We start from the raw sequence: 22718 nt of genomic DNA on the forward strand, positions 1-22718 counted from the left end.
CTGGCCCAGTTCCCCGCCCGCGCACAGACGGCCCGGCGCGCGCAGGACATGGGCGCGTGCAGCCTCAGCGGCAGTCGGCGCTGCCTATACTGCGGGGATCGCCTCCATTTCGCTTCACGCCATGACGCCCCGCCACGACGCCACCCGCGCCATGCCACGCCATGCCCGTGCATCTGCGCCAGTACGTGCACCTGCGGCAGCCGGCCCGCAGCCGTCGGCCCGGATGGCGCGGCGCAGCCTGCTGGCGGCCCTGGCCGCCCTGCCCTGGCTGCCGGCTTCGGCACAGCCCCAGCCGCCCCCGACAGCCTCGACAGCCTTGACAGCCCCGGCGCGCGACGCGAAATCCGACGCCCTGACCCTGATCGTTCCCTATGCAGCCGGCGGGCCCCTGGACCGCACGGCGCGTCCTCTGGTCGAGGCCAGCTCCGCGAAGCTGGGGGCCATCCACATTCTTTACGTGCCGGGCGACGGCGGCGCCAAGGGCTCGAACATGGTGGCCCAGGCCACGGCCCAGGACCGCTTGCTGCTGATGGGCGCGGCCGCCACGCACGCCGTGCTGCCCTGGCTGCAGCCCCAGCTGGGCTACGACCCGCTGCGCGACTTCCAGCCGCTGGTGCTGGTGGCGCGCATGCCCAATGTGCTGGTGATGCGCAGCGATCTGGCGCGCCAGTGGCGCATACGCACGGCGCTGGACCTGCAGCGCTTTCTTGCCAAGCACCGCCAGCCGCTGCGCTATGCCTCGGGCGGGCCGGGCAGCAGCGGGCACCTGTCGGGCGAGATGTACCAGATGCTCACGCGGCTGCCGCTGCTGCATCTGCCGTTTGGCGGAACGCAGCCGGCGCTGTCGGCCCTGCTCGACGGATCGGCCGATCTGCTGTTCGACAGCCTGGCGTCCTCGCTGCCGCACATCCGTGCAGGCCGGCTGCAGGCCCTGGCCGTGACCACGCTGGAACGCGTGCCGCTGCTGCCCGAGGTGCCCAGCCTCAACGACACGGTACCGGGCTTCAACCTCGCCAACTGGTTCGGCCTGTTCGCGCCTGCCGGCTGGCCCGCCGACCTGGCCCAGCGCCATGCCGCCGTGTTCTCGAAGGCCATGCGCAGCAGTCCGGTGCAGGAAACGCTGACCGCCATGGGCGTGCTGCCCGAAGACCTTCAACTGCAGGAGTTCGCGCGCTTTGTGCGCTCCGAGCACAGCAAATACGGCCTGCTGGTGCAGGCCGCCCGAATCCGCCAGCTCTGAGCCGCGCAGGTGCCTTGCCTGCCCCCGGCCCGGGGCAGCAATGACAAGATCCCTGGAGAGCACCATGATGAGCACCGCAGCGACCCCCACCTCGTCCCACGCCCCCGCCCCCGGTGTGGCACCCGTGGTCTACGGCCAGGCCGACCGCCCGCCGCGCGGCGACTACAGCCGCGCCAGCGACGACTACACCTGCGCGCAGGACTACGACGCCTACACCGAGGCCGACCACGACACCTACCGGCGCCTGTACGAACGCCAGTCCGCCCTGCTGCCGGGACTGGCCAGCCAGCACTTCATCGACGCCCTGCCCTCGCTGGGCGCCAAGGACCGCATTCCGCGCTTCGAGGAAGTCAACGAGCGCCTGCGCCGCGCCACGGGCTGGGAGATCGTCGGCGTGCCGGGCCTGATTCCCGAGGTGCCCTTCTTCTCGCTGCTGGCCAACCGCAAATTCCCGGTCACGGACTGGATCCGCAAGCCCGAGGAGTTCGAGTACATCGTCGAGCCCGATGTCTTCCATGACCTCTTCGGCCATGTGCCGCTGCTGTTCAACCCCGTCATCGCCGACTATATCCAGGCCTATGGCCAGGGCGGGCTCAAGGCCGCCGAGCTGGGCGCCTGCGAGATGCTGTCGCGCCTGTACTGGTACACCATCGAGTTCGGGCTGATCCGCGAGCAGGGCGGCCTGCGCGCCTACGGCGCGGGCATTCTGAGTTCTTCGGGTGAGCTCAACTACTCGGTGCGCAGCCCCGAGCCGCAGCGCCTGCCGCTGTCGCTGGAGCGCGCCATGCGCACGCTCTACAAGATTGACACCTACCAGCACACCTACTTCGTGATCGACGACCTGCAGCAGCTGTTCGACCTCACGGCCGCCGATTTCGAGCCGCTGTACCGCCAGCTGCGCGATCAGCCGACCATCGCGGCCGATGCGCTGCTGCCCGGTGAAGTGGCCCTGCAGACTTCCGCGTCCTGAAGCCGCTCGCGCAGCTCCAGGCAAAAGCGCCAGACGCGCTCGTCGAACACCAGCTGCACATGGGCCACGTCGTCCAGGCGGTGCGCGTGCTGCCCTGGCAGCGTGGCCACGGGGAAGGGAAAGACGATGTTGTCGCAACAGCTCCACCAGCAGCTGAAGGCCACCTCGGGCGGCGGCGGCCCCAGGCGCTGCAGCCAGGGACTGTCCTCGCGCATCTGAAGCGCCGGCAGGCCATGGGCGAAGCGCGCCATCCAGGTGCCGCGGTGCGGCGTGGCCAGGGTCACCACATGGGCAGCCAGTTGCCGGCGCTCCTGCGCGGACAACCGGCCCAGCCAGGCACGCACCACCAGCCCGCCCATGCTGTGGGCCACGATCAGCGGCGCCCGCCCCGTGGCCTGGGCCATGCGGCGTGCGCAGGCATCGAGGTCGGCCACCATGGCGTCGATGGATGCGCCGTGCGCCGGCTCCAGCGTCATGGCCGCGCAGGCAATGCCGCGTTCCTTGAGCCGCCGCAGCCATGGCGCCCAGACCGCGCGATTGCAGAAGAAACCGTGGACCAGCACCATGCCGACCTGGCCTGTGACCGGGCTTGCGTTTTGTCCTGCGGCCGGGTCACCTGGCCAGCCGTCGGCCTCGGCATGGACCCGGAAGGGCAGGCGCCAGCCAAACACCTGCACGGCCAATGCCCACTCGGCGAGCCAGGCTGCCGCCACCGTGCGCCATGCGGGCACGGGTGCGCCGGCCTTGCGCACCACGCGGCGCATCAACACCATCTGCAGGCCCAGATGCAGGCCCGGCCAGCACAGGCCCGGCAGCGCTCCTGCCAGCGCCAGCCCGCGCGATTCCGGCCACCACCATGCCAGCCAGGCCATGGCGCCGGCCAGCGTGCCCAGCGCCACCATTTGCAGAATGCGTGCGTTCACGGCAGCCCGCCCTCCCTGAAAAAAACGCCAACGTAGCACAGAGCGGCCGCACTTTCGTGGGGGACGGCGGCCCCTGCCTAGGACAACCCCGCGTAGACCGCAAAGCACCCGCCTGACCAGAATCAGCCGCAGCGGTGGCCGGCCGACCGGCGCCTGCCCCTTTGCCGTTCCCCTGTCTCACCAGCAACCCAAGGTACCCTGCATGGACGCTGCGCCCTGGCTCAAGAACTATCCCGCCGATGTGCCCCACGAGGTGCATCCCGAGCAATACCGCTCGCTCACACATCTGCTGGAGGAAGCCTTCACCCAGCATGCGGACCTGCCCTTCTCGGTGTGCATGGACCGCTGGATGAGCTACCGCGAGCTGGACCAGCTGTCCACGCGCCTGGGCGCCTGGCTGCAGGGACTGGGGCTGGAGCCCGATGCGCGGGTGGCCATCATGCTGCCCAATGTGCCGCAGTTCGCCGTGAGCATGGCGGCCGTGCTGCGCGCGGGCTACACCTGCGTCAACGTCAATCCGCTGTACACCCCGCGCGAGCTGGAGCACCAGCTCAAGGACTCGGGCGCCACGGCCATCATCATCCTGGAGAACTTCGCCCACACCCTGGCCGACGTGATCGAGCGCAGCGCCATCCGCCATGTCTGCGTCACGGCCATGGGCGATCTGCTGGGCGGCATGTATGGCAGCTGGATCACCTTCGCCGTGCGCCACCTGGCCAAGATGGTGCCGGCCTACAGCCTGCCGCTGGACGGTGAGGGCGGCACCGTGCGCGAGGTCACGACCTTTTCCCAGGCGCTGGCGCGCGGTGCCCAGAAAGAGCTGCGGCCCAGCCAGGCGGGACTGGATTCGGTGGCCTTCCTGCAATACACGGGCGGTACCACCGGGCTGTCCAAGGGTGCCGTGCTCACCCACCGCTGCATCGTGGCCGCCACGCTGCAGGCGCATGCCTGGTTCACGCCGGCCCTGCACGGGCGCGTCAGCGCGCAGGACACGCACATCATCGCGGCGCTGCCGCTGTACCACATCTTCGCCCTCACGGTGAGCCTGTTCGCCATGCGCATGGGGGCCAGCCTGAGCCTGATCCCCAATCCGCGCGACATCCCCAAGTTCGTCAAGGTGCTGCAGAAACGGCCTTTCCACATCCTGCCGGCCGTCAACACCCTGTTCAACGCCCTGCTCAACAACGCCCAGTTCCGCGAGCTGGACTTCTCGCAGCTGCGCGTGTCGCAGGCCGGGGGCATGGCCGCCAGCGAGGGCACGGCGCGCCAGTGGCAGCAGGTCACGGGCAGCGTGATGATCGAGGGCTGGGGCATGAGCGAGACCTGCGCCATCGGCACCAACAACCCCGTCACCGCCACCGCCTTCAGCGGCACCATCGGCCTGCCGCTGCCGGGCATCTCCATCGCCATCAAGGACGACGAAGGCCGCGATCTCCCGGCCGGCGAGGCCGGCGAGCTGTGCATCAAGGGCCCCAACGTCATGCGCGGCTACTACAACCAGCCTGACGAGACCGCCAAGGCCTTCACGGCCGACGGCTACATGCGCACCGGCGACATCGGCGTGATGGACCAGGAAGGCTACACCCGCATCATCGACCGCAAGAAGGACATGATGGTGGTCAGCGGCTTCAACGTCTATCCGAACGAGCTGGAGAACGTGATCTCCATGTGCCCCGGCGTGCTCGAATGCGCGGCCGTGGGCGTGGCCGACGAGCGCCAGGGCGAAGCCATCAAGGTCTACGTGGTGCGCAGCGACCCGGCGCTGACCGAGGACCAGGTGATGCGCTTTTGCCATGACCAGCTCACCGGCTACAAGCGCCCGCGCACGGTGGAGTTCCGCGACGAACTGCCCAAGACCAACGTAGGCAAGATCCTCAGGCGCGCCCTGCGCGATCCCGCCTGAAACCCGCACGGCCGCAGCTGTAGCCCACGCGTCAGCCGTGGCTGCCTGCGGCTGTTAGCCTTGGGAAAGGCTTCTCCCCCCATGACCTCCTTCGCCCCCACAAGCGCCACCGCTGCGCTGCCCTGCGGCATGACCGTGCTGGAGCGCGGCTGGCTGTCGGCCAACAACATCGTCTTCGCGGCCGACCCTGCCGATCCGCAGGACGACGGCGCGGCCGTGGTCGATACCGGCTACGTCAGCCATGCCGATCAGACTGTGCTGCTGATCGAGCGGACGCTGGCTGGCCAGCCGCTGGCGCGCATCCTCAACACCCATCTGCACAGCGACCACTGCGGCGGCAATGCCGCACTGCAGGCGCGCTGGCCGCAGGCCCGGACCTATGTCGCGCCGGGCCAGGCCGAATTCGTGCGCCACTGGAATCCCGAGGCGCTGAGCTACACCCCCACCGGCCAGGAATGCCCGCCATTTGCGCTGACCGGCGTACTGCAGCCCGGCGCCAGCGTGCGGCTGGCCGGGCGCGACTGGCAGATCCATGCCGCGCCGGGGCATGACCCGCACTCCATCATCCTGTTCGAGCCTGCCAGCCGCACACTGATCTCGGCCGATGCGCTCTGGGAAAACGGCTTCGGCGTGGTGTTTCCCGAAATCGAGGGCCTGCAGGCCTTCGAGGAAGTGGCCGCCACGCTGGATGTGATCGAGGCCCTGGCACCGCTCACCATCGTCCCCGGCCACGGCGGCGTTTTCACGGGCGTGGCCGCGGCGCTGGACACGGCGCGCCGCCGCCTGGACGGCTTTGTGCGCGCCCCCGAGCGCCATGCCCTCTACGCGGCCAAGGTGCTGCTCAAGTACCGGCTGCTGGACTGGCAGCGCGTGCGCACCACTGAACTGCTGGCCTGGCTGGACGCCACGCCCTACTTCGGCATGCTGCATGCAGGCTATTTCAGCCACGAGACCGCCGAGCACTGGAGCCGCACGCTGGTGGATGCGCTGGTGCAATCGGGCGCGGCGCAGCGCGAGGGCGAATGGGTTCACAACGCCTGAACGAAACAGATCCGCGATAGGCGCAAACCACGCCAATCACATCACCGGCCGCAAGCACTGCGCAGCTGCGGCACCACGGGCAGCATCTTCATCGACCGCGTGCGCAACCTGGGCAGCCCGATGCGCGACACCTTCAACATCGAGGACATCGAGATCGTCAAGGGCGCCTCGGGTTCCGAGTACGGGCGCAGGCGCCCTGGCGCCCGCCAATCTCTACGATCCCGGCGTCAGCGATGCGATCACGGGCCAGGACATCCGCTATGCCGGCCAGATCAACGAAGGCCACACCAAGACCCTTGCGCTGTACGCCTTCATGGCCTGGGAGCTCAGCGCGAACCTGAGCCTGCAGCTGAACGTCTACAACCTCGCCAACCAGCGTTACATCGCCAGCCTGAACAGCGCGCGGCGCGCGCCACATCCCGGGCGGGGCGCGCTCGGCCAGGCTGGTCGCCGCGCTGAAGTTCCGAGACAGGGCTGTTGCTGGGCGGCAACGGCCATCCATTCACTTATCAGATTATTCTTATATTTTTATTAGGAATCATTACCATTCTCAATCCAGGCAAAACTGCCTGATCCAGCCAGCACCGGCAAGCCAAGACAGCTCTCCAGCCGCCCGCGCAACGCCGGCCAGCAAGCCAGCATGTTCACTGCCCATCCCGCTTTCCGTTCAACCATGGCGAACTCCAACTCGTACATCAAAAGCCGCAAACACGACAGCGCTGGCCGCTCGCCGTCGGCCGGCATCATCGCTGCAGCCGCGGCCCTGGCCACCCTGGGCCTGCCGGCCGTGGCCCAGACACAGACGCCCGGCGCCAGGACCGCACCCAGCCTCAAGGAAGTGACCGTCGAAGGCTCGCGCAGCACCGGCTACGAACCCGCACAGGTCTCCTCCCCCAAGTTCACGCAGCCGCTGGTGGACACGACGCAGACCATCTCCGTCATCAAGGAGCAGGTGCTGCAGGAACAAGGCGCCACCACGCTGACCGAGGCGCTGCGCAACGTGCCCGGCGCCGGCACCTTCTACGCGGGCGAGAACGGCAACACCAGCACGGGTGATGCCATCTACATGCGCGGCTTCGATACCTCCAACAGCATCTATGTGGACGGCGTGCGCGACGTGGGATCCATCTCGCGCGACGTGTTCAACACCGAGCAGGTGGAAGTCACCAAGGGCCCCGCCAGCACCGACTACGGCCGCAGCGCGCCCACCGGCGCCATCAACATGGTCACCAAGCAGCCCAGCCTGGCCGACAGCTTCGGCGCCTCGGTGGGCGCGGGTTCGGGCAGCTACAAGCGCTCCACCGTGGACTGGAACAAGAGCCTGACCGGGATGGGCGGCGCGGCCTTCCGGCTCAACGCCATGGTGCAGGACGCCGGCGTCGCCGGCCGCGACCGCGTGGCCAATGACCGCTGGGGCATCGCACCGTCGTTCGCCTTCGGACTGAACACCGACACGCGCACCTACCTGAACGTGCTGCACGTCAAGCAAAGCAATGTGCCGGACGGCGGCGTGCCCACCATCGGCCTGCCCGGCTACAGCAACACCGATGCGCGCCTGAACGCGGGCCGCCCCGTGGACCCCAGCCGCTTCTACGGCACCAGCGCCGACCACGACGACGTGACGGCCGACATGGTCACGCTGCGCGTGGAGCACGACTTCACGCCCGACACCACGCTGCGCAACACCACGCGCTGGGGCCGCACCAAGCAGGACTACCTGCTCACGGCCTTCATGACGCTGTCCAGCAACAACAGCAGCAATCCCGCCGACTGGACCGTGTCACGCAGCCTGCCGACCTTCAAGAACCAGGTCAACGACATCGTCACCAACCAGACCAACCTGACGACCAAGCTGGCGACAGGCAGCGTGCGGCACGAGCTGAGCACCGGGGTGGAGATCACGCGCGAAAAGCAGAGCAACTACGGCACGGGCACCACGGGCGCCTGGCCCAATGCCAGCCTCTATGACCCGCAGGTGCCCAGCTCCGGCCTGAACTGGTCGCGCAACGGCGCCGACAGCAAGGGCTCGACCGACACCTTCGCGCTGTACGCCTTCGACACGCTCAAGTTCAACGAGCAATGGCAGGCCAACGCCGGCCTGCGCCTGGACCGCTACAAGACGCAGTACGACGCACGCGCCGTCTGCGGCGGCCGCAGCGGCCCGGCCTGCGGCAGCAATCCTGCAGGCACCGTGCTGCCCAGCGCCGTGGGCCTGGAGGCCTCCGACACCCTGCTGAGCTGGAAGATCGGCGGCCTCTACAAGCCCGCGCCCAATGGCAGCGTGTACGTGAACTACGCCCTGTCGCAGCAGCCACCGGGCGGTGCCAACTTCACGCTGTCCACGGCCGCCAACAACGCCAACAACCCCAACATGGACCCGCAAAAGGCCAAGACCGCCGAACTGGGAACCAAGTGGGAGCTGATGGACAAGCGCCTGCTGCTGACAGGCGCGCTGTTCCGCACCGAGATCACCAACGAGATCGTCACCAACCCCGACGGCACCGTGGGACAGACCGGCAAGAAGATCGTGCAGGGCCTGGAGCTGGGCGCCACGGGCCAGATCACGCCCGCCTGGGGCGTGACTGCCGGCTACACGCTGCAGGACACCAAGGTGGACACGGGCGCCACCGTGGCGCAGGACGGCTCCAGCGGCCTGACCTATACGCCCAAGAACGCCTTCTCACTGTGGACCAGCTACCAGTTCCCGTTCGGCCTGACGCTGGCTGGCGGGGCGCGCTACTCGGGCGGACTCAAGCGTGGCACCGACGGAGCCGTGGGCACGCCCAACTTCACCGATGCCTACTGGGTCTTCGATGCCATGGCCAGCTACCGCATCAACAAGAACGCCGACATCCAGCTGAACTTCTACAACCTGTTCGACAAGGAATACGTGGGCGCCATCAACAAGAGCGGCTACCGCTATTTCCCGGGCACTCCGCGCTCCGTGCGCGTGTCCGCGAACTTCCGCTTCTGAGTGAATGCAAGACGGGCCGCCGCGCCGGCCTTGCCGCGCGCAGAGCGCCGACAATCCCAGTACCGCCCCGGCCCCGCCGGGGCTTTTTCCATGCGAGGAGGACCCGCACCATGATGCTGCACATTCCCGACGTGCTCACGCGCCAGCAGGTCACTGCCATCCGCACAGCCATCGACGCCGCCGACTGGGTGGATGGCCGTGCCACGGCGGGCAGCCAGGGCGCCCGGGTCAAGCGCAACCGCCAGTTGCCCGAAGACTCGCCCGTGGCACTGGAGCAGGGCCGCACCATCGAGCAGGCGCTGGCGGCCAATGCGCTGTACTTCAGTGCCGCCCTGCCCGCGCGCACCATGTCGCCGCTGTTCAACCGCTACGCGGACAGTGAAACCTATGGCCTGCACGTGGACGGTGCGGCACGGCGCCTGCCAGGCGCGCAGCAGTGGATGCGCACCGATGTGTCCTGCACCCTCTTCCTCTGCGATCCCGAGGACTACGATGGCGGCGAGCTGGTCGTGGTGGACACCTACGGCACGCACGAGGTCAAGCTGCCGGCCGGCGACCTGATCCTCTACCCCTCCACCAGCCTGCACCGCGTGGAGCCCGTCACCCGGGGCGAGCGCGTATGCGCCTTCTTCTGGGCACAGAGCATGGTGCGCGACGACACACGCCGGGCCATGCTGTTCGAGATGGACCAGACCATCCAGCGCCTGCGCGAAAAACTGGGCGAGACCGATGAAACCCTCAGCCTCGCGGGCCAATATCACAACCTTCTGCGCATGTGGGCCGAGACCTGAGGGATCGGATCCCTTCAGGGCTTGTGCTTTTCCGCGCAGCCGATCAGGTGGTTGTAGCTGTTGGACATGCACTGGTACATGGCCTTGGAGCGGCCCGTGGCGGCCTGGCAGTCGGCCACGGTGGCGTGCGTGCGCGCCTCGCGGAACTTGCCCGCGGTTGCATCGAACTGCGCCTGCGTGATGTAGCCGCCCTTGAGGTTTTTCTGGCCGTTCTCGACCATGGTGTCCACCTGGCTGCGGATGTTGTCCACGGCGGCTGCGCAGTTCAGCGGCACCTCCTTGGAATCGACCTTGCTCAGGCCCTTGGCCACGCCGTCCGCCAGCTCGCGCACCTGCTTGGGCAGCTTCTTCGTGCCGTCGGGATTGCGCTCTTCGCCAAACCGGCCCGAGCCTGCGCCCGAGCTGCCATTGGGCGAGACCTTGATCTGGCCGGCATCGGCCTGGTCGACGGGCAGCTGCGAACCGTAGTGCGTGCGCCCTTCGGCATCCACCCATTTGTAGACGGGCTGCGCCGCCGCCGTGCACGCCCATGCAAGACCCAGCGCGACCCAGGCCGCGCGGCTCCCTGTTGTTGTCATTCTTGAAACCCCTGCGGTATCCGGGGCCGCGGCATGCGGCCCGCCAGTCGGTAACCAAGTGTAGCGCCGACAGGCATCGCCGCATCCCGCAGGAATGTCAAGTGCGGCTCAGGGCAGATCCTTGCTGGGGTCGGGCGTGGCCGCATCACGCGGGCCGATGGTGCCCAGGCGGCTCTTGAGCGACTGGGGCTGGCCCGTGATCAGCGCCGCGTAGTTGGTGGTGTTGGACAGCACCTTCTTCACATAGTCGCGCGTCTCGGTGAAGGGCACGTTCTCGGCCCAGATGGCGGCGTCGAGCACCGGGCCGTTGCGCCAGTTGCGCGGGCGGCCGGGGCCGGCGTTGTAGCCGGCCGCAGCCAGCGCCATGGAGCCGTCGAAATCGTCCAGCGCCAGCTTCAGATAGGCGGTGCCTATGGTGATATTCACATCGCGGTCATTGATCATGGACGGGGAAAAGTCCGTCATGCCGATCTTGCGCGCCGTCCACCGGGCCGTGGCCGGCATGACCTGCATCAGGCCCGAGGCGCCCACGCCCGAGCGCGCATCCATGATGAAGCGGCTTTCCTGGCGGATCAGTCCATAGACATAGGCAGGGTCCAGCCCGATGGAACGCGAGCGCGCCAGCACCGTGTCGTGGAAGGGCATGGGAAAGCGCTGGCTCCAGTCGGCAAAGCTGCGCGTGCGCTCGCTGGTGTTGATGCAGCGGTCCCAGACCTGCTGCTGGCAGGCCAGGTCGGCGGCGGCCAGCAGTTCGCGGTCGTTCATGCCGCCGGCCTGGTGCAGGTTGGTGGCGTAGTTCCATTCACGCACGCCTTCGCTGCGCAGGCCGTTCTGGATGGCGTAGAGGCCGCGCACCAGGCTGGGGTTGGCGCGGGCGGCGGCCTTCTCCTGTGCCGTGGGCGGCGCAGGCGGCGGTGGGGCCGTCACGCGCTGGCCGATGTCCTCCAGCGCCAGCTGCTCGTAGAAACTGCCGGGGCCGGCCATGTCCTCCAGCAGCTGGCGCGCCTCGGAGCGCTCCTGCTCGCTGGGGCGGCCCGACAGCAGGGCGCGGGCCTTCCAGTAGGTCCATGTGTGTTCGGTGCGCTCAGGCCCCATGGCGTCGATGGCGCGGCGCACCGTGCGCCAGTCGCCTGCACGCAACGCGGCACGCACCTTCCAACCCAGCAGTTCGTCGCTGAGATCGCCGTCCTTGCGCACCTTGCCGAAATAGGCCGCAGCCTCGGGCTGCAGCTTGAGCGCGGCCTGCTTGCCGATCACGCCCCAGGCCCAGTTGTTCTCTTCGGCCGTCAGCCGGGCACCCCAGCCGCCTTCCAGCTGGGTGGCCGCCGCCGCCGGGTCGCTGGACGCCATGCGGATCAGCGCCAGCAGCGCCAGTTCCTTGGGCACGGCACCGCGCACGCGCGTCTGCCCGGCAAGGTATTTCGCCGGCGAGGCGAATACCTGCGCCACCTGGGGCAGGGCCTCGGGCGCGACGATGGCCACGGCATCGCGCGTGGCCTTCTGGCGATTGGCCTCGGCCGACTGGCGTGCCTTGCGCCAGACTTCGGGCTCGCTGATCTGCTTGGCTGCGTACAGCTCGCCGGCAGCATAGGTGCAGCCGTCGTCGGCGTCGCGCTGGGCCCACCACAGGTCGCGGACCTGCTGGCCAAGATTGGCAGCAGGCTGGCCCTTGAGGTTGTCGATCAGCAGGGCATAGCAGTTGACGGAACGGTCATCGCGCATGCGAAACGCCCCGTGCACCTGATCGAACATGCCCCAGTCGCGCCGCTGCCCCAGCAGCAGCAGCCAGTCATTGCGCAGCCGGTCTTCCTGGTAGGTGCCGGGCCAGCGCTTGAAAAACCCCAGAATCTCGTCGGCACTGGCTTCTTCGAGCCGGGCCTTGAGTTCCCAATAGGCGGCCCAAGGTTCGAGCACATGGCCACGCGCAGAAGGCAGCAGCTGCGTGAGCTTGGCCTTGTCGCCCTTGCGAAAGGCCTGCTGCATTTCCAGCAGGACGTCATCGCCACGGTTTTGCGCCAGCGCAGGCGTGGCTGCGGTGGTCCAGAGGGAAGCCGCCAGAAGCGGTGTCAAAATCTTCAGCCAGTGCATGGAGGAAATTATCTGATGGACAAAGCAGCCCTGCGCCGCAGCTTGATAGACCAGCGCCTCAACCTTCCCGACCGATTGCAGCGCGCCGACGCGCTGCAGCAGGTCATGCGCTTTTGGCTGATACAGCGGCCCGACAGCATCATCGGCGCCTATTGGCCGATCAAGGGGGAGTTCGACCCGCTGCCAGCGCTTCACCGGTGGAAGGAAGATGGCGAGCTACAGGGTACCCCACAAAGACGCCGCATCGGATTGCCGGTGATCGACAAGCAGCGTAAGACACTCAGCTTTCACGCCTGGTACCCGGGCTGTCCCATGGAAGAGGACGCCTATGGCATCCCCAAGCCCAAGGACACCGAAACCCTCACCCCCACCCTGCTGTTCGTGCCCTGCGTGGGCTACGCGGCCGGTGGCTACCGCCTGGGCTATGGCGGCGGTTTCTACGACCGCACCCTGGCCGAGCTGCAGCCCAGGCCCTTCACCGTGGGTCTGGGCTACGGCTGCGGCTATGTGGACGAGTTCGAGCCCGAGCCGCATGACCTGCCGCTGGACGCCATCTTGAACGACCACGGAGTCGTCTGGCCGGTGTAGAACAAGCACCCCCTGAGGCGCTGCGCGCCTTCCCCCTCTCTGCCCGCTTCGCGGGGGAGGGGGACGACACCCTCACTGCGGGGCGGCCCTTGCTCGGTGTCCCTCGCTTTTGGCCGCGCCGGTTTTTAGCGCTGTGCTTCTTTAGTTTGCTGTCTCGCGCTGCGCCTGCCATTGATGCCAGCCGCGGGCTCGCAGGTCGCAGGCGGGGCAGGTTCCGCAGCCGTAGCCCCAGTCGTGCAGCGTCTCGCGCGTGCCCTGGTAGCAGGTGTGGGTGTCGCGCTGGATGAGGTCCACCAGGGTGTCGCCACCCAGGTCGTGGGCCATTTGCCAGGTCTGGGCCTTGTCTATCCACATGAGCGGGGTTTCGATGCGCAGGCGCCGCTCCAGGCCCAGGTTCAGGGCGAGCTGCATGGCCTTCATGGTGTCGTCACGGCAGTCGGGGTAGCCGGAGTAGTCGGTTTCGCAGACGCCGGTGACGATGACCGACAGGCCGCGACGGTAGGCCAGCGCGCCGGCCAGGGTCAGGAACAGCAGGTTGCGGCCGGGCACGAAGGTGTTGGGCAGGCCGTCGGCCTGCATGGCGAAGGCCACGTCCTCGGTCAGGGAGGAGCCGCCGATCTGCTGCAGCACGTCCAGCGAGAGGACATGGTCGTCACCCAGGCGCGGTGCCCATTCGGGAAAGTCCCTGGCCAGCCGCTCGCGCACCTGCTGGCGCACCTGCATTTCCACGCTGTGGCGCTGGCCGTAGTCGAAACCCAGGGTCTCGACGCGCTCGTACAGCGACAGTGCCTGCGCCAGGCAGGTGGTCGAATCCTGGCCGCCGGAAAACAGGACCAGCGCAGCCGTGTGGCGCCCCGCTGGCGCCTGGGGGGAAGAGCTATCGTTTTGCATGGCACGCATTAGAGCGCGCCCAGGCAGCGCCCGGCTCCTACATGGGTTTTCCTGCCATGCTTGCTAAGCTGTAGGGCCTATCGCGGAGGTTGCGGCCATGCTCACGCTCTATATCGGCAACAAGAATTACTCATCCTGGTCCATGCGCCCCTGGTGCTGATGCGCCAGGCCGGCATTGCTTTCGAAGAAGTCATGCTGCGCTTTGACAGCTTCGACGAGCAGTCCGCCTTCAAGCAGCGCGCCCGCGCGCTGTCTCCCTCGGGCCGCGTTCCCGTGCTCATGGACGAAGGCATGGCCATCTGGGACAGCCTGGCCATCTGCGAGTACCTGGCCGAGAAATTCCCTGAAAAACACCTGTGGCCGACCCTGGCCCTGAACCGCGCCCGCGCGCGCAGCCTCTGTGCCGAGATGCACAGCGGCTTCGGCGCGCTGCGCTCGCTGTGCCCCATGAATATCGAGGCCCAGTTGCCCGAGGTCGGCGCGCGGCTGTGGGCCGAGCGCGCGGACCTGCGCGACGATGTCCAGCACCTGTCCGAGCTGTGGCAGCCGCTGCTGTCCACGGCCAGCGGCCCCATGCTGTATGACCAGTTCAGCATCGTCGATGCCTTTTTCGCGCCCGTGTGCATGCGCCTGACGACCTACGAGCTGCCGCTGGCCCCGGCCATCGACGCCTACGTGCGCCGCGTGCGCGCCTTGCCGGGCGTGCAGGACTGGGTGCAGGGCGCACTGGCCGAGCACGATTTCCGGCCGTTCGAGGAACCCTACCGCAGCGCGCCTGCGGCCGGCTGAGCGGCGCACCAGCAAAAGTCGGAGCACTGCTGCGCTGGGGTGGGCGCGGCCTGCGCAATGCCGCGGTTGCGGAGGCAGTGCAGCGGCCGTCCGGCTGGCGCTGCTTGAGTTCGTCTCTAGAAAGAATCCGGAAGAAAGCATGCGCTCGGCACTCCATCGGTGCGTGGAGGCAGCCCGCCATCATGTCACCGCCCAGGCCCTACCATTGCGGCATGAGCGAATTTCAGGTGTACATGGTGGGCGGCGCGGTGCGCGACCGTCTTTTGGGGCGGGCCGTGCATGACCGCGACTGGGTGGTGGTCGGCGCCACGCCCGAACAAATGTCCGCGCGCGGCTTTCTGCCTGTGGGGCGGGACTTCCCGGTCTTCCTCCATCCCGAGACGCACGAGGAATACGCGCTGGCGCGTACCGAGCGCAAGAGCGGCCTGGGGTACCGGGGTTTCGTCGTGCAGGCGGCGCCCGATGTCACGCTGGAGCAGGATCTGGCCCGGCGCGACCTGACCATCAATGCCATGGCCGCTCCTGCGGACTGGGATGGTGAAAGCGCCATCACCGATCCCTACCACGGCCAGGCCGATCTTCAGGCCCGGGTGCTGCGCCATGTGACCGGGGCCTTCCGCGAAGACCCGGTGCGCATCCTGCGCGTGGCGCGCTTTGCGGCACGTTTCCACGAATTCACGGTGGCGCCGGAAACCATGGCCCTGATGCGGGAGATGGTGGCCGCCGGCGAGGTGGATGCCCTGGTGCCCGAGCGCGTGTGGCAGGAGATCAGCCGTGGCCTGATGGAGCGCCGCCCCTCGCGCATGTTCGAGCTGCTGCGCGAGTGCGGTGCGCTGTCCGTGCTGCTGCCCGAGCTGGAGCGGCTGTGGGGCGTGCCCCAGCGCGCCGAGTACCACCCTGAGGTCGATACCGGCGTGCACGCCATGATGGTGCTGGACATGGCCGCACAGCTCGACGCCCCCCTGCCCGTGCGATACGCCTGCCTGGTGCACGACCTGGGCAAGGGAACGACGCCGGCCGATGTGCTGCCGCGCCACATAGGCCATGAGCAGCGCAGCGCCCGGCTGGCCGAGAAAGTGGGCGAGCGTCTGCGCGTGCCCACGGACTGCCGCGAACTGGGCGACGTGGTGGCGCGCGAGCACGGCAACATCCACCGCAGCGGCGAACTCAACGGCGCCGCCATCGTCCGCCTGCTGGAGCGCTGCGACGCCATCCGCAAGCCCGCGCGCTTCGAGCAGGCGCTCATGGCCTGTGAGTGCGATGCACGCGGAAGACTGGGTTTCGAAGACCGGCCCTATCCCCAGCGTGCCCGCCTGCGCGAAGCGCTGGCCGCAGCGCTGTCCGTCTCCACCTCTGACATCGCCGCCCAGGCCGCTGCGCGCGGCAAGCAGGGCAAGGCCATCGGCGAAGCCGTGCAGGCGGCGCGCGCACAGGCCGTGGCAGATTGGCTGGCGCAGGCGGCCTGAGCGCAAAGGCCGCCACACACGGGAATCAGGCTCGCGCCACGGGCAGGACCAGTCGCAGGCACACGGGCTGCTCGCCTCCTGCCGTCAACAAGGCCACGCTGCCGCCCAGCCGCTCGGCGATGCGCCGCACCAGGTACAGCCCCAGCCCGGCGCCGGGCCGGTGCTGGGCGTTGCGGCCACGGTAATACCTTTCGAACAGCTGGTCCTGGTCCGCCTGGGCAATGGGCTCTGCCGGATTCGAGACCTGGATCTCCAGACCCTCGCCCTGCCTGGTCACGTCCAGGCGGACCGATTCGCCCTCGGGCGTGTGGCGGTCTGCATTGGCCAGCAGATTGCGCAGCGCGATGCGCAGCAGGCCGGCATCGGTGATCAATTGCTGCGTGCCCCCGCCCAGTTGGCAGACGATGCGGCCGGGCGCAAAGTCCAGGCACAAGCCATCCACCAGCGCATGCAGGTCGCACGGCTGCAGGCGCGGCTCGGCATGGGGCTGGGGGTCGGCCATGCGGTCGTCGGCCAGGCAGTCGTCCACCAGGGCCAGCAGGCGCTGGGCGGCTTCGCGGATGTTGCGGCTGCGTGCCAGCGTCTTGTCGGGCGGTGCAGCCAGATTGCGCGCCAGTTGCTGCGCACTGGTCAGGATGATGGCCAGCGGCGTGCGCAGTTCGTGCGAGACCATGGCGACAAAGTCGCGCTGCTCCTGGCGCACCCTGCGCTCCAGCGCCAGCGCCTCGCTGAGTTCGCTTTCGCGCAACTGTCGCTGCCGCAGTTCCGCCTCCAGCCGGACCTGCTCGTGCTCTCGAATGCGGCGCCTGCGCTCGTATCCGCCGATGATCCAGCCACTGAGCAGCAGCATGTGCGCCATGGTGCCCAGCGCGGACGCATGCGTGGACACCAGCGCGGTCAGCGCGTTCATGGGCAGCCAGCCCAGGTTGCGCAGGAAAGAGATCAGCACGCCGGCATAGAAGATGCCGAACGCCAGCATGAAGAACCGTGCCGGGGCGTGGCCGCGCCGCCACAGCCAAAGGGCGAATGCGAGAAAGCCCACGGTCAGCGGCAGGGTCATGGCCTGCACCGGGACCATGCCCGCCGAGTAGTGCCCCGACACCACCAGCAGCATGCAGCACAGGCTGAACAGCCACAGCAGCGGCACGATCTGGCGCACCAGCCGCGGATACAGCGATGCCAGCTCCAACTGCCTGCAGGCCAGTTGCATGGAGATCGCCAGGGCGCCGGCAATGCCGCATCCCAGCAGGCGGTCGCTCCAGAAACCCGGCAGGCCCGTCAACTGCTGCACCAGCCCCAGCGATACCACCTCATTGAGCACGCAGACGCTGAGATAGGCCAGAAACAGGCCGCTCACCGGAGCCCGCGTGCCCAGCCAGAACACCAGTTGCACGCCAATCAACAGCAGGTACAGCCCGAAGTACAGGCCGAACGAGAGGGCCTCGCGCCGCGTATGGTTGTCGAACGCCAGTCGCTGCCACAGATCGATACGGGTGACGAGCGCGTTGCGCGCACGCAGGCGCACCAGCAACTCGTATGACCCGGCGGCAGCAGGTTCGAACTGGAATGCGGGACTGCGGTAGTCCACCGGCCAGGCGTGACGCGGAATCTCTTCGCCGCTGCGACCCAGCAGCTGCCAGGGGTCGCCAGGCCGGCGCACATGGACCTCCACCTCATCGAGCAGGGCATTGCCCAGCAACAGCATCCAGCTGCCGGGCTGCTGCACCTGCAGCGGCATGCGCAACCAGACCGCCGCCTGCGTGAAGCTGGCGTTCAGGTGCCCTGGCATCGCCTTCCACCCGGGCGCCAGGTCGGCCTGCCGGACATCGAGCAGGCCCGAAGCGTCATCGAGCCGCTGCCACTGCCCTGCGGTCTCCTGCATGGGCACATCGGGGTCCAGCACGAGGGTCCGGGCCTGGAGCAGCAGTGGGCACAGCAGCCAGGCCAGCACGATGAGGGTTGCACGGTAATATCGCATCTGAAGTCCACCACGGGGCCGCCAGCGTACACCAGCTGTCTGCGCTGTCACCCGCCTGCCCTCCTCCCAGTCCATGCTTGATGTGATCCTGCTCGAAGACGAGCCCGTGCTGCGCCATGAACTGGGCGAGTTCCTCGAATCCCTGGGCTATGCACCGCAGTGCGTGGCCAGCCTGCAGGAGTTCGACCGCCATTTCGATGCGCGGCGCCACCGGCTGGCCATCATCGACATCGGCCTGCCCGACGGCAACGGCCTGGCGCTGATCCAGCGCCTGCGCCAGCAGGGCCAGCAACTGGGCATCATCGTCTTCAGCGCGCTCAACAGCAGCGCCAACCGCATCGACGGCCTGGAGATCGGCGCCGACCACTACCTGGGCAAAGGCTGCGATCTCGACGAGCTGGAAGCCACCCTGGCCGCCCTGGTGCGGCGCCTGGGCCTGCAGCAGCGCCAGGCGCCGTGGCTGCTGCAGCTTGGCCCCAGCCGCCTGCAGCCCCCCGCTTCGCCCCCTGTGGCGCTGTCACACCAGGACCTGCTGGTGCTGCACTGCCTGATGGGCAAGGCAGGGACCAGCGTCAGCCGCCGCCAGATCGTGCAGGCGCTGGGTGGAGACTATCTGGTCTACGACCAGCGCCGCCTGGACACCCAGATGCGCCGGCTGAGGCGCAAGGTGCAAGAGGCCAGCGGCCAGCAACTGCCTGTCAAGACGCTGCGCAACAGCGGCTATTGCTTCTATCTGCCGGGTGAAGTGCAGGCCTGAGGAAGGGCCTGAAGGCACCCGGTCCTTGTGGCCCGGCAACCATCAGACGACCGAGCGCACCCAGCGCACGATCTCGCCGGCAGGCAGCGCGCCGGAGACACGGGCGATCTCGCGTCCTTCCTTGAACACCACCATGGTCGGGATGCTGCGGATGTTCCAGGGCGCGGCAGCGTGGGGGTGCGCCTCGGTATCGAGCTTGGCCAGTTGCACGCCGGGCGCCAGCGCCTGAGCCGCCTGTTCGAAGGCAGGCGCCATCATGCGGCAGGGGCCGCACCAGGGGGCCCAGAAATCGACCACCACGGGCACCTGGCTGCGCCCCACATGCCTGGCGAAGCTCTGCGCATCCAGCGCCACGGGCTGGCCGGTGACCAGCGGTTGATGGCAGCTGCCGCAATCAGGCGCGCTACCCAGCTGATCGACCGCAATGCGGTTGGTGGTGTGGCAATGGGGGCAGACGAAATGCAGCTTGTCGGACATGGGCGGCCTCTTGTTGGCGAGTCATGGGGGCAATTGCATGCATATACGGGCGCTGCGCCCATGCTTCAAGCCATGCTCAGACCAGCTTGGCGATCAGGGCGGCAATCACGCTGAGCAACACGGTGCTGGCAATGGGCAGAAAGATCACGCGGCCGAACAGGCGAAAGCGGAAGTCGCCCGGCAGGCGGCCCAGGCCTATGCGTTCCAGCCAGGCGTGCAGGCCATTGAACAGCAGCAGGGCCAGAAAGATGACGAGGAGCCAGCGGATCATGGCGCCGAGTGTACGGCGACGCGGGACCGGGCCATACAGAGTACACCGCGTCATGCACACGACATATGGACTGCCTACATTGCCGCTGTCCCCCCCTCTTCATCGCCTCCAGGCCGACCACCACGAATTCGCCATGCAACGCAACCGCCGCCTTCTTCTTGCCGCAGCCCTGCCCGCCGCCTTGCTGATGACCGCCTGCGCCAGCGCACCTGCGCCGGCAGCCCGACCCGGCGCCATCGACAACAGCGCCCTGCAGCGCAGCGACTTCCGCGCGCACCAGGCCACCTATGGCCTGGTCTACCGCCTGCCGGCCGATGCCACCGCCATCCTGGACAGCCAGGTCGCACCCGTGGTGCACGAGCAGTTGCTGCGCCTGAAGCTGGTGGCCGAGGCCAACACCTTCAATCTGCCCCATGTCACCGTGGTGCATATCCATAGCGCCGACCCGTCCACGCCGCGCAAGATGCTGGCGGCCCTGCCGGCGCTGCCGCCCGTGCTGCAGGACGTTCACCTGAAGAATTTCTACACCACCGAGGCCGCCAAGGGGGCCGGCAAGCCCTGGTGGCTGGACCTGGGCATCGTCAAGTCCGGCCCGGCCTACGATGCCATGATGGACTTCAACACCCGCGCCACCGCCGCCATGGCGCCGCTGCGCGACGGCCCGCTGCCGCGCGTGACGGGACCCGTCTATGCCCGCATGAACGACTCTGCCAAGGCCATGGTGCAAAGCGTGGGTGTCAGCGGCATCAACCAGGTGCAGGCCGGCAAGGAGGTGCGCAGCCACAACCCGCACAACACCCTGGTCTACAGCGAAGCCACCTTCACGCCCGAGATCGAGCGCGCCATGGGCGAGACCGCCGCGCGCCTGAACCGCATCCTGCCCGGCGGCTTCACGACCACGTTCGAGAACCTGTCCATCGTGGAGCTGGGTTTCTCGGGCAACGTCACGCGCGAGATCTACCGCATCAACCTCAAGGACCAGACGGCCTACGAGGTGAGCAACGGCCGAAGCGTCCAGCGCTGAGGCCGGGGCAGAGCTCTGGCCGGCGGCTACAGGCGGTGCGTGCGGTCGCCGCGCACAAAGCCCATGGCGTCCCAGGGCTCCACGCCCTTGGCCAGGCCGATGACCTTGAACAGCTCGCCCATCTCGTGCTCCATCATCAGCTTGGTGGCCATGGCGCGCGGGCCCTGGGCCAGTGCGTCGAGCTTGGGGCCCAGGCCGCAGTTGATGAGGAAATGGGCCTGCGAGGTATAGCCCAGCACCTCGAAGCCCGCCTCCTGCGCTGCCACGGCCGTGCCCGTGAAGTTCACATGGGCCGTGATGTCCTTGAGGCCGACATCGGCCAGCGGATCGTCGTCCACCTTGTGCAGCCGGTGGCACACCAGGGTGCCCATGTGGCGCTGCGGGTGGAAATACTCGGATTCGCCAAAGCCGTAGTCGATGAAAAATGCCGCGCCGCGCGCCATGCGCTCGCCCAGCGTGCGAATGAAGGCCTCGCCCTGCGGGTGGATTTCGGTCAGGTAGTCGTGCTCGCCCTCGATGTCCATCGGCGGGCGCAGTGGCGTGGGCCTGTCTTCCCAGCCCAGGCTGCCGTCCGGCTGCAGCACCACGCCGCGCTCATGCCAGACACCTGCCTTGCGCACCAGCAGCTGCACGGGCATGGCATCCAGCACCTCGTTGCCGATGACCACGCCTTCAAGCCTATCGGGCAGGGCATCGGCCCAGTGCACCAGGCCTTCGTACTTGACCAGCCTGAGCTGCTGTCGCGCACGCAGCGTGCCCGACAGGTCGACGATGGTGTAGCGGTCCGGCCGCACGCCCAGGGCCGCCAGCTCGTCCAGCACCTGCAGCGCCAGCGCGCCCGTGCCGGCACCAAACTCCCAGACTTCGCGGGTGTGCGTGCGCTGCAGCGCCTCGGCCACCTGGGCGGCCAGCAGCTGGCCGAAGACCGGGGACATCTCGGGCGCGGTCACGAAATCGCTGCCCGACGATGGCATCAGCCCGAACTTGGCGGTGTCATTGGCGTAGTAGCCCAGGCCCGGCTCGTACAGCGCCAGGGCCATGAAACGGTCGAAAGCCAGCCATCCGCCCGAGGACGCAATCTCTTGCGCAATACGGGTTTGCAGGGCGGCCGTTAAAATTGAGGGTTCTGTCGTCACGATCCGTACATTGTCCTCGAATGTCCACACCTGCCCGAACACGCACAGTTTTGGTGACCGGCGCGGCCCGCCGCCTGGGGCGCGACATCGCGCTCGCGCTTGCCAGCGCCGGCTGGCAGGTGGCCGTGCACTACCGCGATTCCCACGACGAGGCGCTGGAGACGGCCGCCACCTGCGCTGAACTGGCCGGCGACAGCGCCGCCCTGGATGCCGATTTCTTCAACGAGGACTCGGTGCGCTCCCTGGTGCCGCGTGCCGTTGCGCACTTCGGCCACCTGGACGCCGTGGTCAACAACGCCTCCCTGTTCGAGCATGACGACGCCGGCAGCTTCAGCTACGTGGCCCTGGAAGCCCACCTGCGCAGCAACACCGGCGCGCCCATCCTGCTGGCCCAGGCGCTGCATGCCCATATCGAGGACCGCGTGGCGGCCGGCGAGGAGCATGCCAGCGGCGCCGTGATCAACATGCTGGACCAGAAGCTCTGGAACCAGAACCCCGATTTCCTCAGCTACACGCTGTCCAAGGCAGCGCTTGAGGCCGCAGGGACCATGCTGGCGCTGGCCCTGGCGCCGCGCGTGCGCGTGGTCGGCGTGGCCCCGGGCCTGACGCTGACCAGCCACATGCTGAGCCAGGAGCGCTTCGAGGCCCTGCACCGCCTCAGCCCGCTGGGCCGCTCGTCCAGCGCGGCCGACGTGGCCGCCACCGTGTGCTTTGCGCTGGACAACCAGTCCATCACGGGCACCACGCTGCTGGTCGATGGCGGCCAGCACCTGCAGCGCTTCGAGCGCGACTTTTCCATGATGTAGGCGCCTGCCCGCGCCCATCCCCACACT

The 22718-nt window shown here is 68.1% G+C and carries 19 protein-coding genes and 1 pseudogene; 12 read left to right on the top strand and 8 right to left on the bottom strand.

Annotation, left to right across the window (positions count from 1 at the left end; all coding sequences use genetic code 11):
- The first annotated feature begins 121 nt into the window (after positions 1-121).
- Complete coding sequence (locus ACF8O7_RS01425; RefSeq protein WP_227472483.1) at positions 122-1240, top strand: tripartite tricarboxylate transporter substrate binding protein; 1119 nt, start codon at positions 122-124, stop codon at positions 1238-1240.
- A gap of 64 nt (positions 1241-1304) precedes the next feature.
- Complete coding sequence (gene phhA / locus ACF8O7_RS01430; RefSeq protein WP_126311294.1) at positions 1305-2210, top strand: phenylalanine 4-monooxygenase; 906 nt, start codon at positions 1305-1307, stop codon at positions 2208-2210.
- Here the strand turns inward: phhA and ACF8O7_RS01435 are convergent.
- Positions 2144-3133, bottom strand: a complete 990-nt coding sequence (locus ACF8O7_RS01435) for a triacylglycerol lipase (protein ID WP_047217748.1) — start codon at positions 3131-3133, stop codon at positions 2144-2146. The two genes, phhA and ACF8O7_RS01435, sit on opposite strands and share 67 nt — an antisense overlap.
- Before the next feature lie 202 nt (positions 3134-3335).
- Between ACF8O7_RS01435 and ACF8O7_RS01440 the strand changes: the two genes are divergently transcribed.
- The 4 genes from ACF8O7_RS01440 to ACF8O7_RS01455 all read left to right on the top strand — a co-directional run bounded on the left by ACF8O7_RS01440 (position 3336) and on the right by ACF8O7_RS01455 (position 9842).
- Entirely contained in the window at positions 3336-5036 is a 1701-nt protein-coding gene (locus ACF8O7_RS01440; protein ID WP_126311293.1) for an AMP-binding protein, read from the top strand.
- Between the two features lie 81 nt (positions 5037-5117).
- Positions 5118-6077 carry an MBL fold metallo-hydrolase gene (locus ACF8O7_RS01445; protein WP_126311292.1) on the top strand — a complete coding sequence of 320 codons (960 nt, stop codon included), beginning with the start codon at positions 5118-5120 and terminating at the stop codon, positions 6075-6077.
- A 673-nt stretch (positions 6078-6750) separates the two neighbouring features.
- Positions 6751-9051 (top strand): catecholate siderophore receptor Fiu, encoded by a 2301-nt coding sequence (locus ACF8O7_RS01450; protein WP_126311346.1) that lies wholly within the window; start codon positions 6751-6753, stop codon positions 9049-9051.
- A gap of 110 nt (positions 9052-9161) precedes the next feature.
- Positions 9162-9842 carry a Fe2+-dependent dioxygenase gene (locus ACF8O7_RS01455; RefSeq protein ID WP_016446503.1) on the top strand — a complete coding sequence of 227 codons (681 nt, stop codon included), beginning with the start codon at positions 9162-9164 and terminating at the stop codon, positions 9840-9842.
- 14 nt (positions 9843-9856) lie between these two features.
- Here ACF8O7_RS01455 and ACF8O7_RS01460 read toward each other — a convergent pair whose 3' ends face one another.
- On the bottom strand, positions 9857-10420 hold the full coding sequence (locus ACF8O7_RS01460; RefSeq protein ID WP_046983872.1) for a DUF4124 domain-containing protein: 564 nt from the start codon (positions 10418-10420) through the stop codon (positions 9857-9859).
- A gap of 108 nt (positions 10421-10528) precedes the next feature.
- Positions 10529-12508: a lytic transglycosylase domain-containing protein gene (locus ACF8O7_RS01465; protein ID WP_016446505.1), complete on the bottom strand. Its 1980-nt coding sequence runs from the start codon at positions 12506-12508 to the stop codon at positions 10529-10531.
- 15 nt (positions 12509-12523) lie between these two features.
- Here ACF8O7_RS01465 and ACF8O7_RS01470 point away from each other — a divergent pair, with 15 nt between their 5' ends.
- Positions 12524-13096 (top strand): 5-formyltetrahydrofolate cyclo-ligase, encoded by a 573-nt coding sequence (locus ACF8O7_RS01470; RefSeq protein WP_016446506.1) that lies wholly within the window; start codon positions 12524-12526, stop codon positions 13094-13096.
- A gap of 141 nt (positions 13097-13237) precedes the next feature.
- On the opposite strand, the gene queC is transcribed toward ACF8O7_RS01470, so the two are convergent.
- A complete protein-coding gene (queC, locus tag ACF8O7_RS01475; protein WP_017406441.1) occupies positions 13238-13996 on the bottom strand; it encodes a 7-cyano-7-deazaguanine synthase QueC in 759 nt (252 codons plus the stop codon).
- Between the two features lie 88 nt (positions 13997-14084).
- On the opposite strand from queC, the pseudogene ACF8O7_RS01480 reads away from it, so the two are divergent.
- Both ACF8O7_RS01480 and ACF8O7_RS01485 read left to right on the top strand, forming a co-directional pair.
- Positions 14085-14776 (top strand): annotated as a pseudogene (locus ACF8O7_RS01480) (glutathione S-transferase family protein).
- Positions 14777-14988: 212 nt separating this feature from the next.
- Entirely contained in the window at positions 14989-16242 is a 1254-nt protein-coding gene (locus ACF8O7_RS01485; protein ID WP_034367353.1) for a multifunctional CCA addition/repair protein, read from the top strand.
- A 25-nt stretch (positions 16243-16267) separates the two neighbouring features.
- Here ACF8O7_RS01485 and ACF8O7_RS01490 read toward each other — a convergent pair whose 3' ends face one another.
- Positions 16268-18220, bottom strand: a complete 1953-nt coding sequence (locus tag ACF8O7_RS01490) for a sensor histidine kinase (RefSeq protein WP_017406439.1) — start codon at positions 18218-18220, stop codon at positions 16268-16270.
- A 73-nt stretch (positions 18221-18293) separates the two neighbouring features.
- On the opposite strand from ACF8O7_RS01490, the gene ACF8O7_RS01495 reads away from it, so the two are divergent.
- Complete coding sequence (locus ACF8O7_RS01495) at positions 18294-18977, top strand: response regulator transcription factor (RefSeq protein ID WP_016451856.1); 684 nt, start codon at positions 18294-18296, stop codon at positions 18975-18977.
- A 42-nt stretch (positions 18978-19019) separates the two neighbouring features.
- On the opposite strand, the gene trxC is transcribed toward ACF8O7_RS01495, so the two are convergent.
- Both trxC and ACF8O7_RS01505 read right to left on the bottom strand, forming a co-directional pair.
- Entirely contained in the window at positions 19020-19454 is a 435-nt protein-coding gene (gene trxC, locus ACF8O7_RS01500) for a thioredoxin TrxC (protein ID WP_016451857.1), read from the bottom strand.
- 76 nt (positions 19455-19530) lie between these two features.
- Positions 19531-19725, bottom strand: a complete 195-nt coding sequence (locus ACF8O7_RS01505) for a DUF2905 domain-containing protein (RefSeq protein ID WP_012203183.1) — start codon at positions 19723-19725, stop codon at positions 19531-19533.
- Between the two features lie 133 nt (positions 19726-19858).
- Between ACF8O7_RS01505 and ACF8O7_RS01510 the strand changes: the two genes are divergently transcribed.
- Positions 19859-20749: a hypothetical protein gene (locus tag ACF8O7_RS01510; RefSeq protein ID WP_016451858.1), complete on the top strand. Its 891-nt coding sequence runs from the start codon at positions 19859-19861 to the stop codon at positions 20747-20749.
- Positions 20750-20775: 26 nt separating this feature from the next.
- Here the strand turns inward: ACF8O7_RS01510 and ACF8O7_RS01515 are convergent, their stop codons facing one another.
- Positions 20776-21789 (bottom strand): class I SAM-dependent methyltransferase, encoded by a 1014-nt coding sequence (locus ACF8O7_RS01515; RefSeq protein WP_016451859.1) that lies wholly within the window; start codon positions 21787-21789, stop codon positions 20776-20778.
- A gap of 116 nt (positions 21790-21905) precedes the next feature.
- On the opposite strand from ACF8O7_RS01515, the gene ACF8O7_RS01520 reads away from it, so the two are divergent.
- Positions 21906-22691, top strand: a complete 786-nt coding sequence (locus ACF8O7_RS01520) for an SDR family oxidoreductase (protein ID WP_026062653.1) — start codon at positions 21906-21908, stop codon at positions 22689-22691.
- Positions 22692-22718: the final 27 nt, after the last annotated feature.

The sequence above is a fragment of the Delftia sp. WSY_16 genome (genome assembly GCF_043104415.1).
Taxonomy (GTDB): domain Bacteria; phylum Pseudomonadota; class Gammaproteobacteria; order Burkholderiales; family Burkholderiaceae_C; genus Comamonas; species Comamonas tsuruhatensis.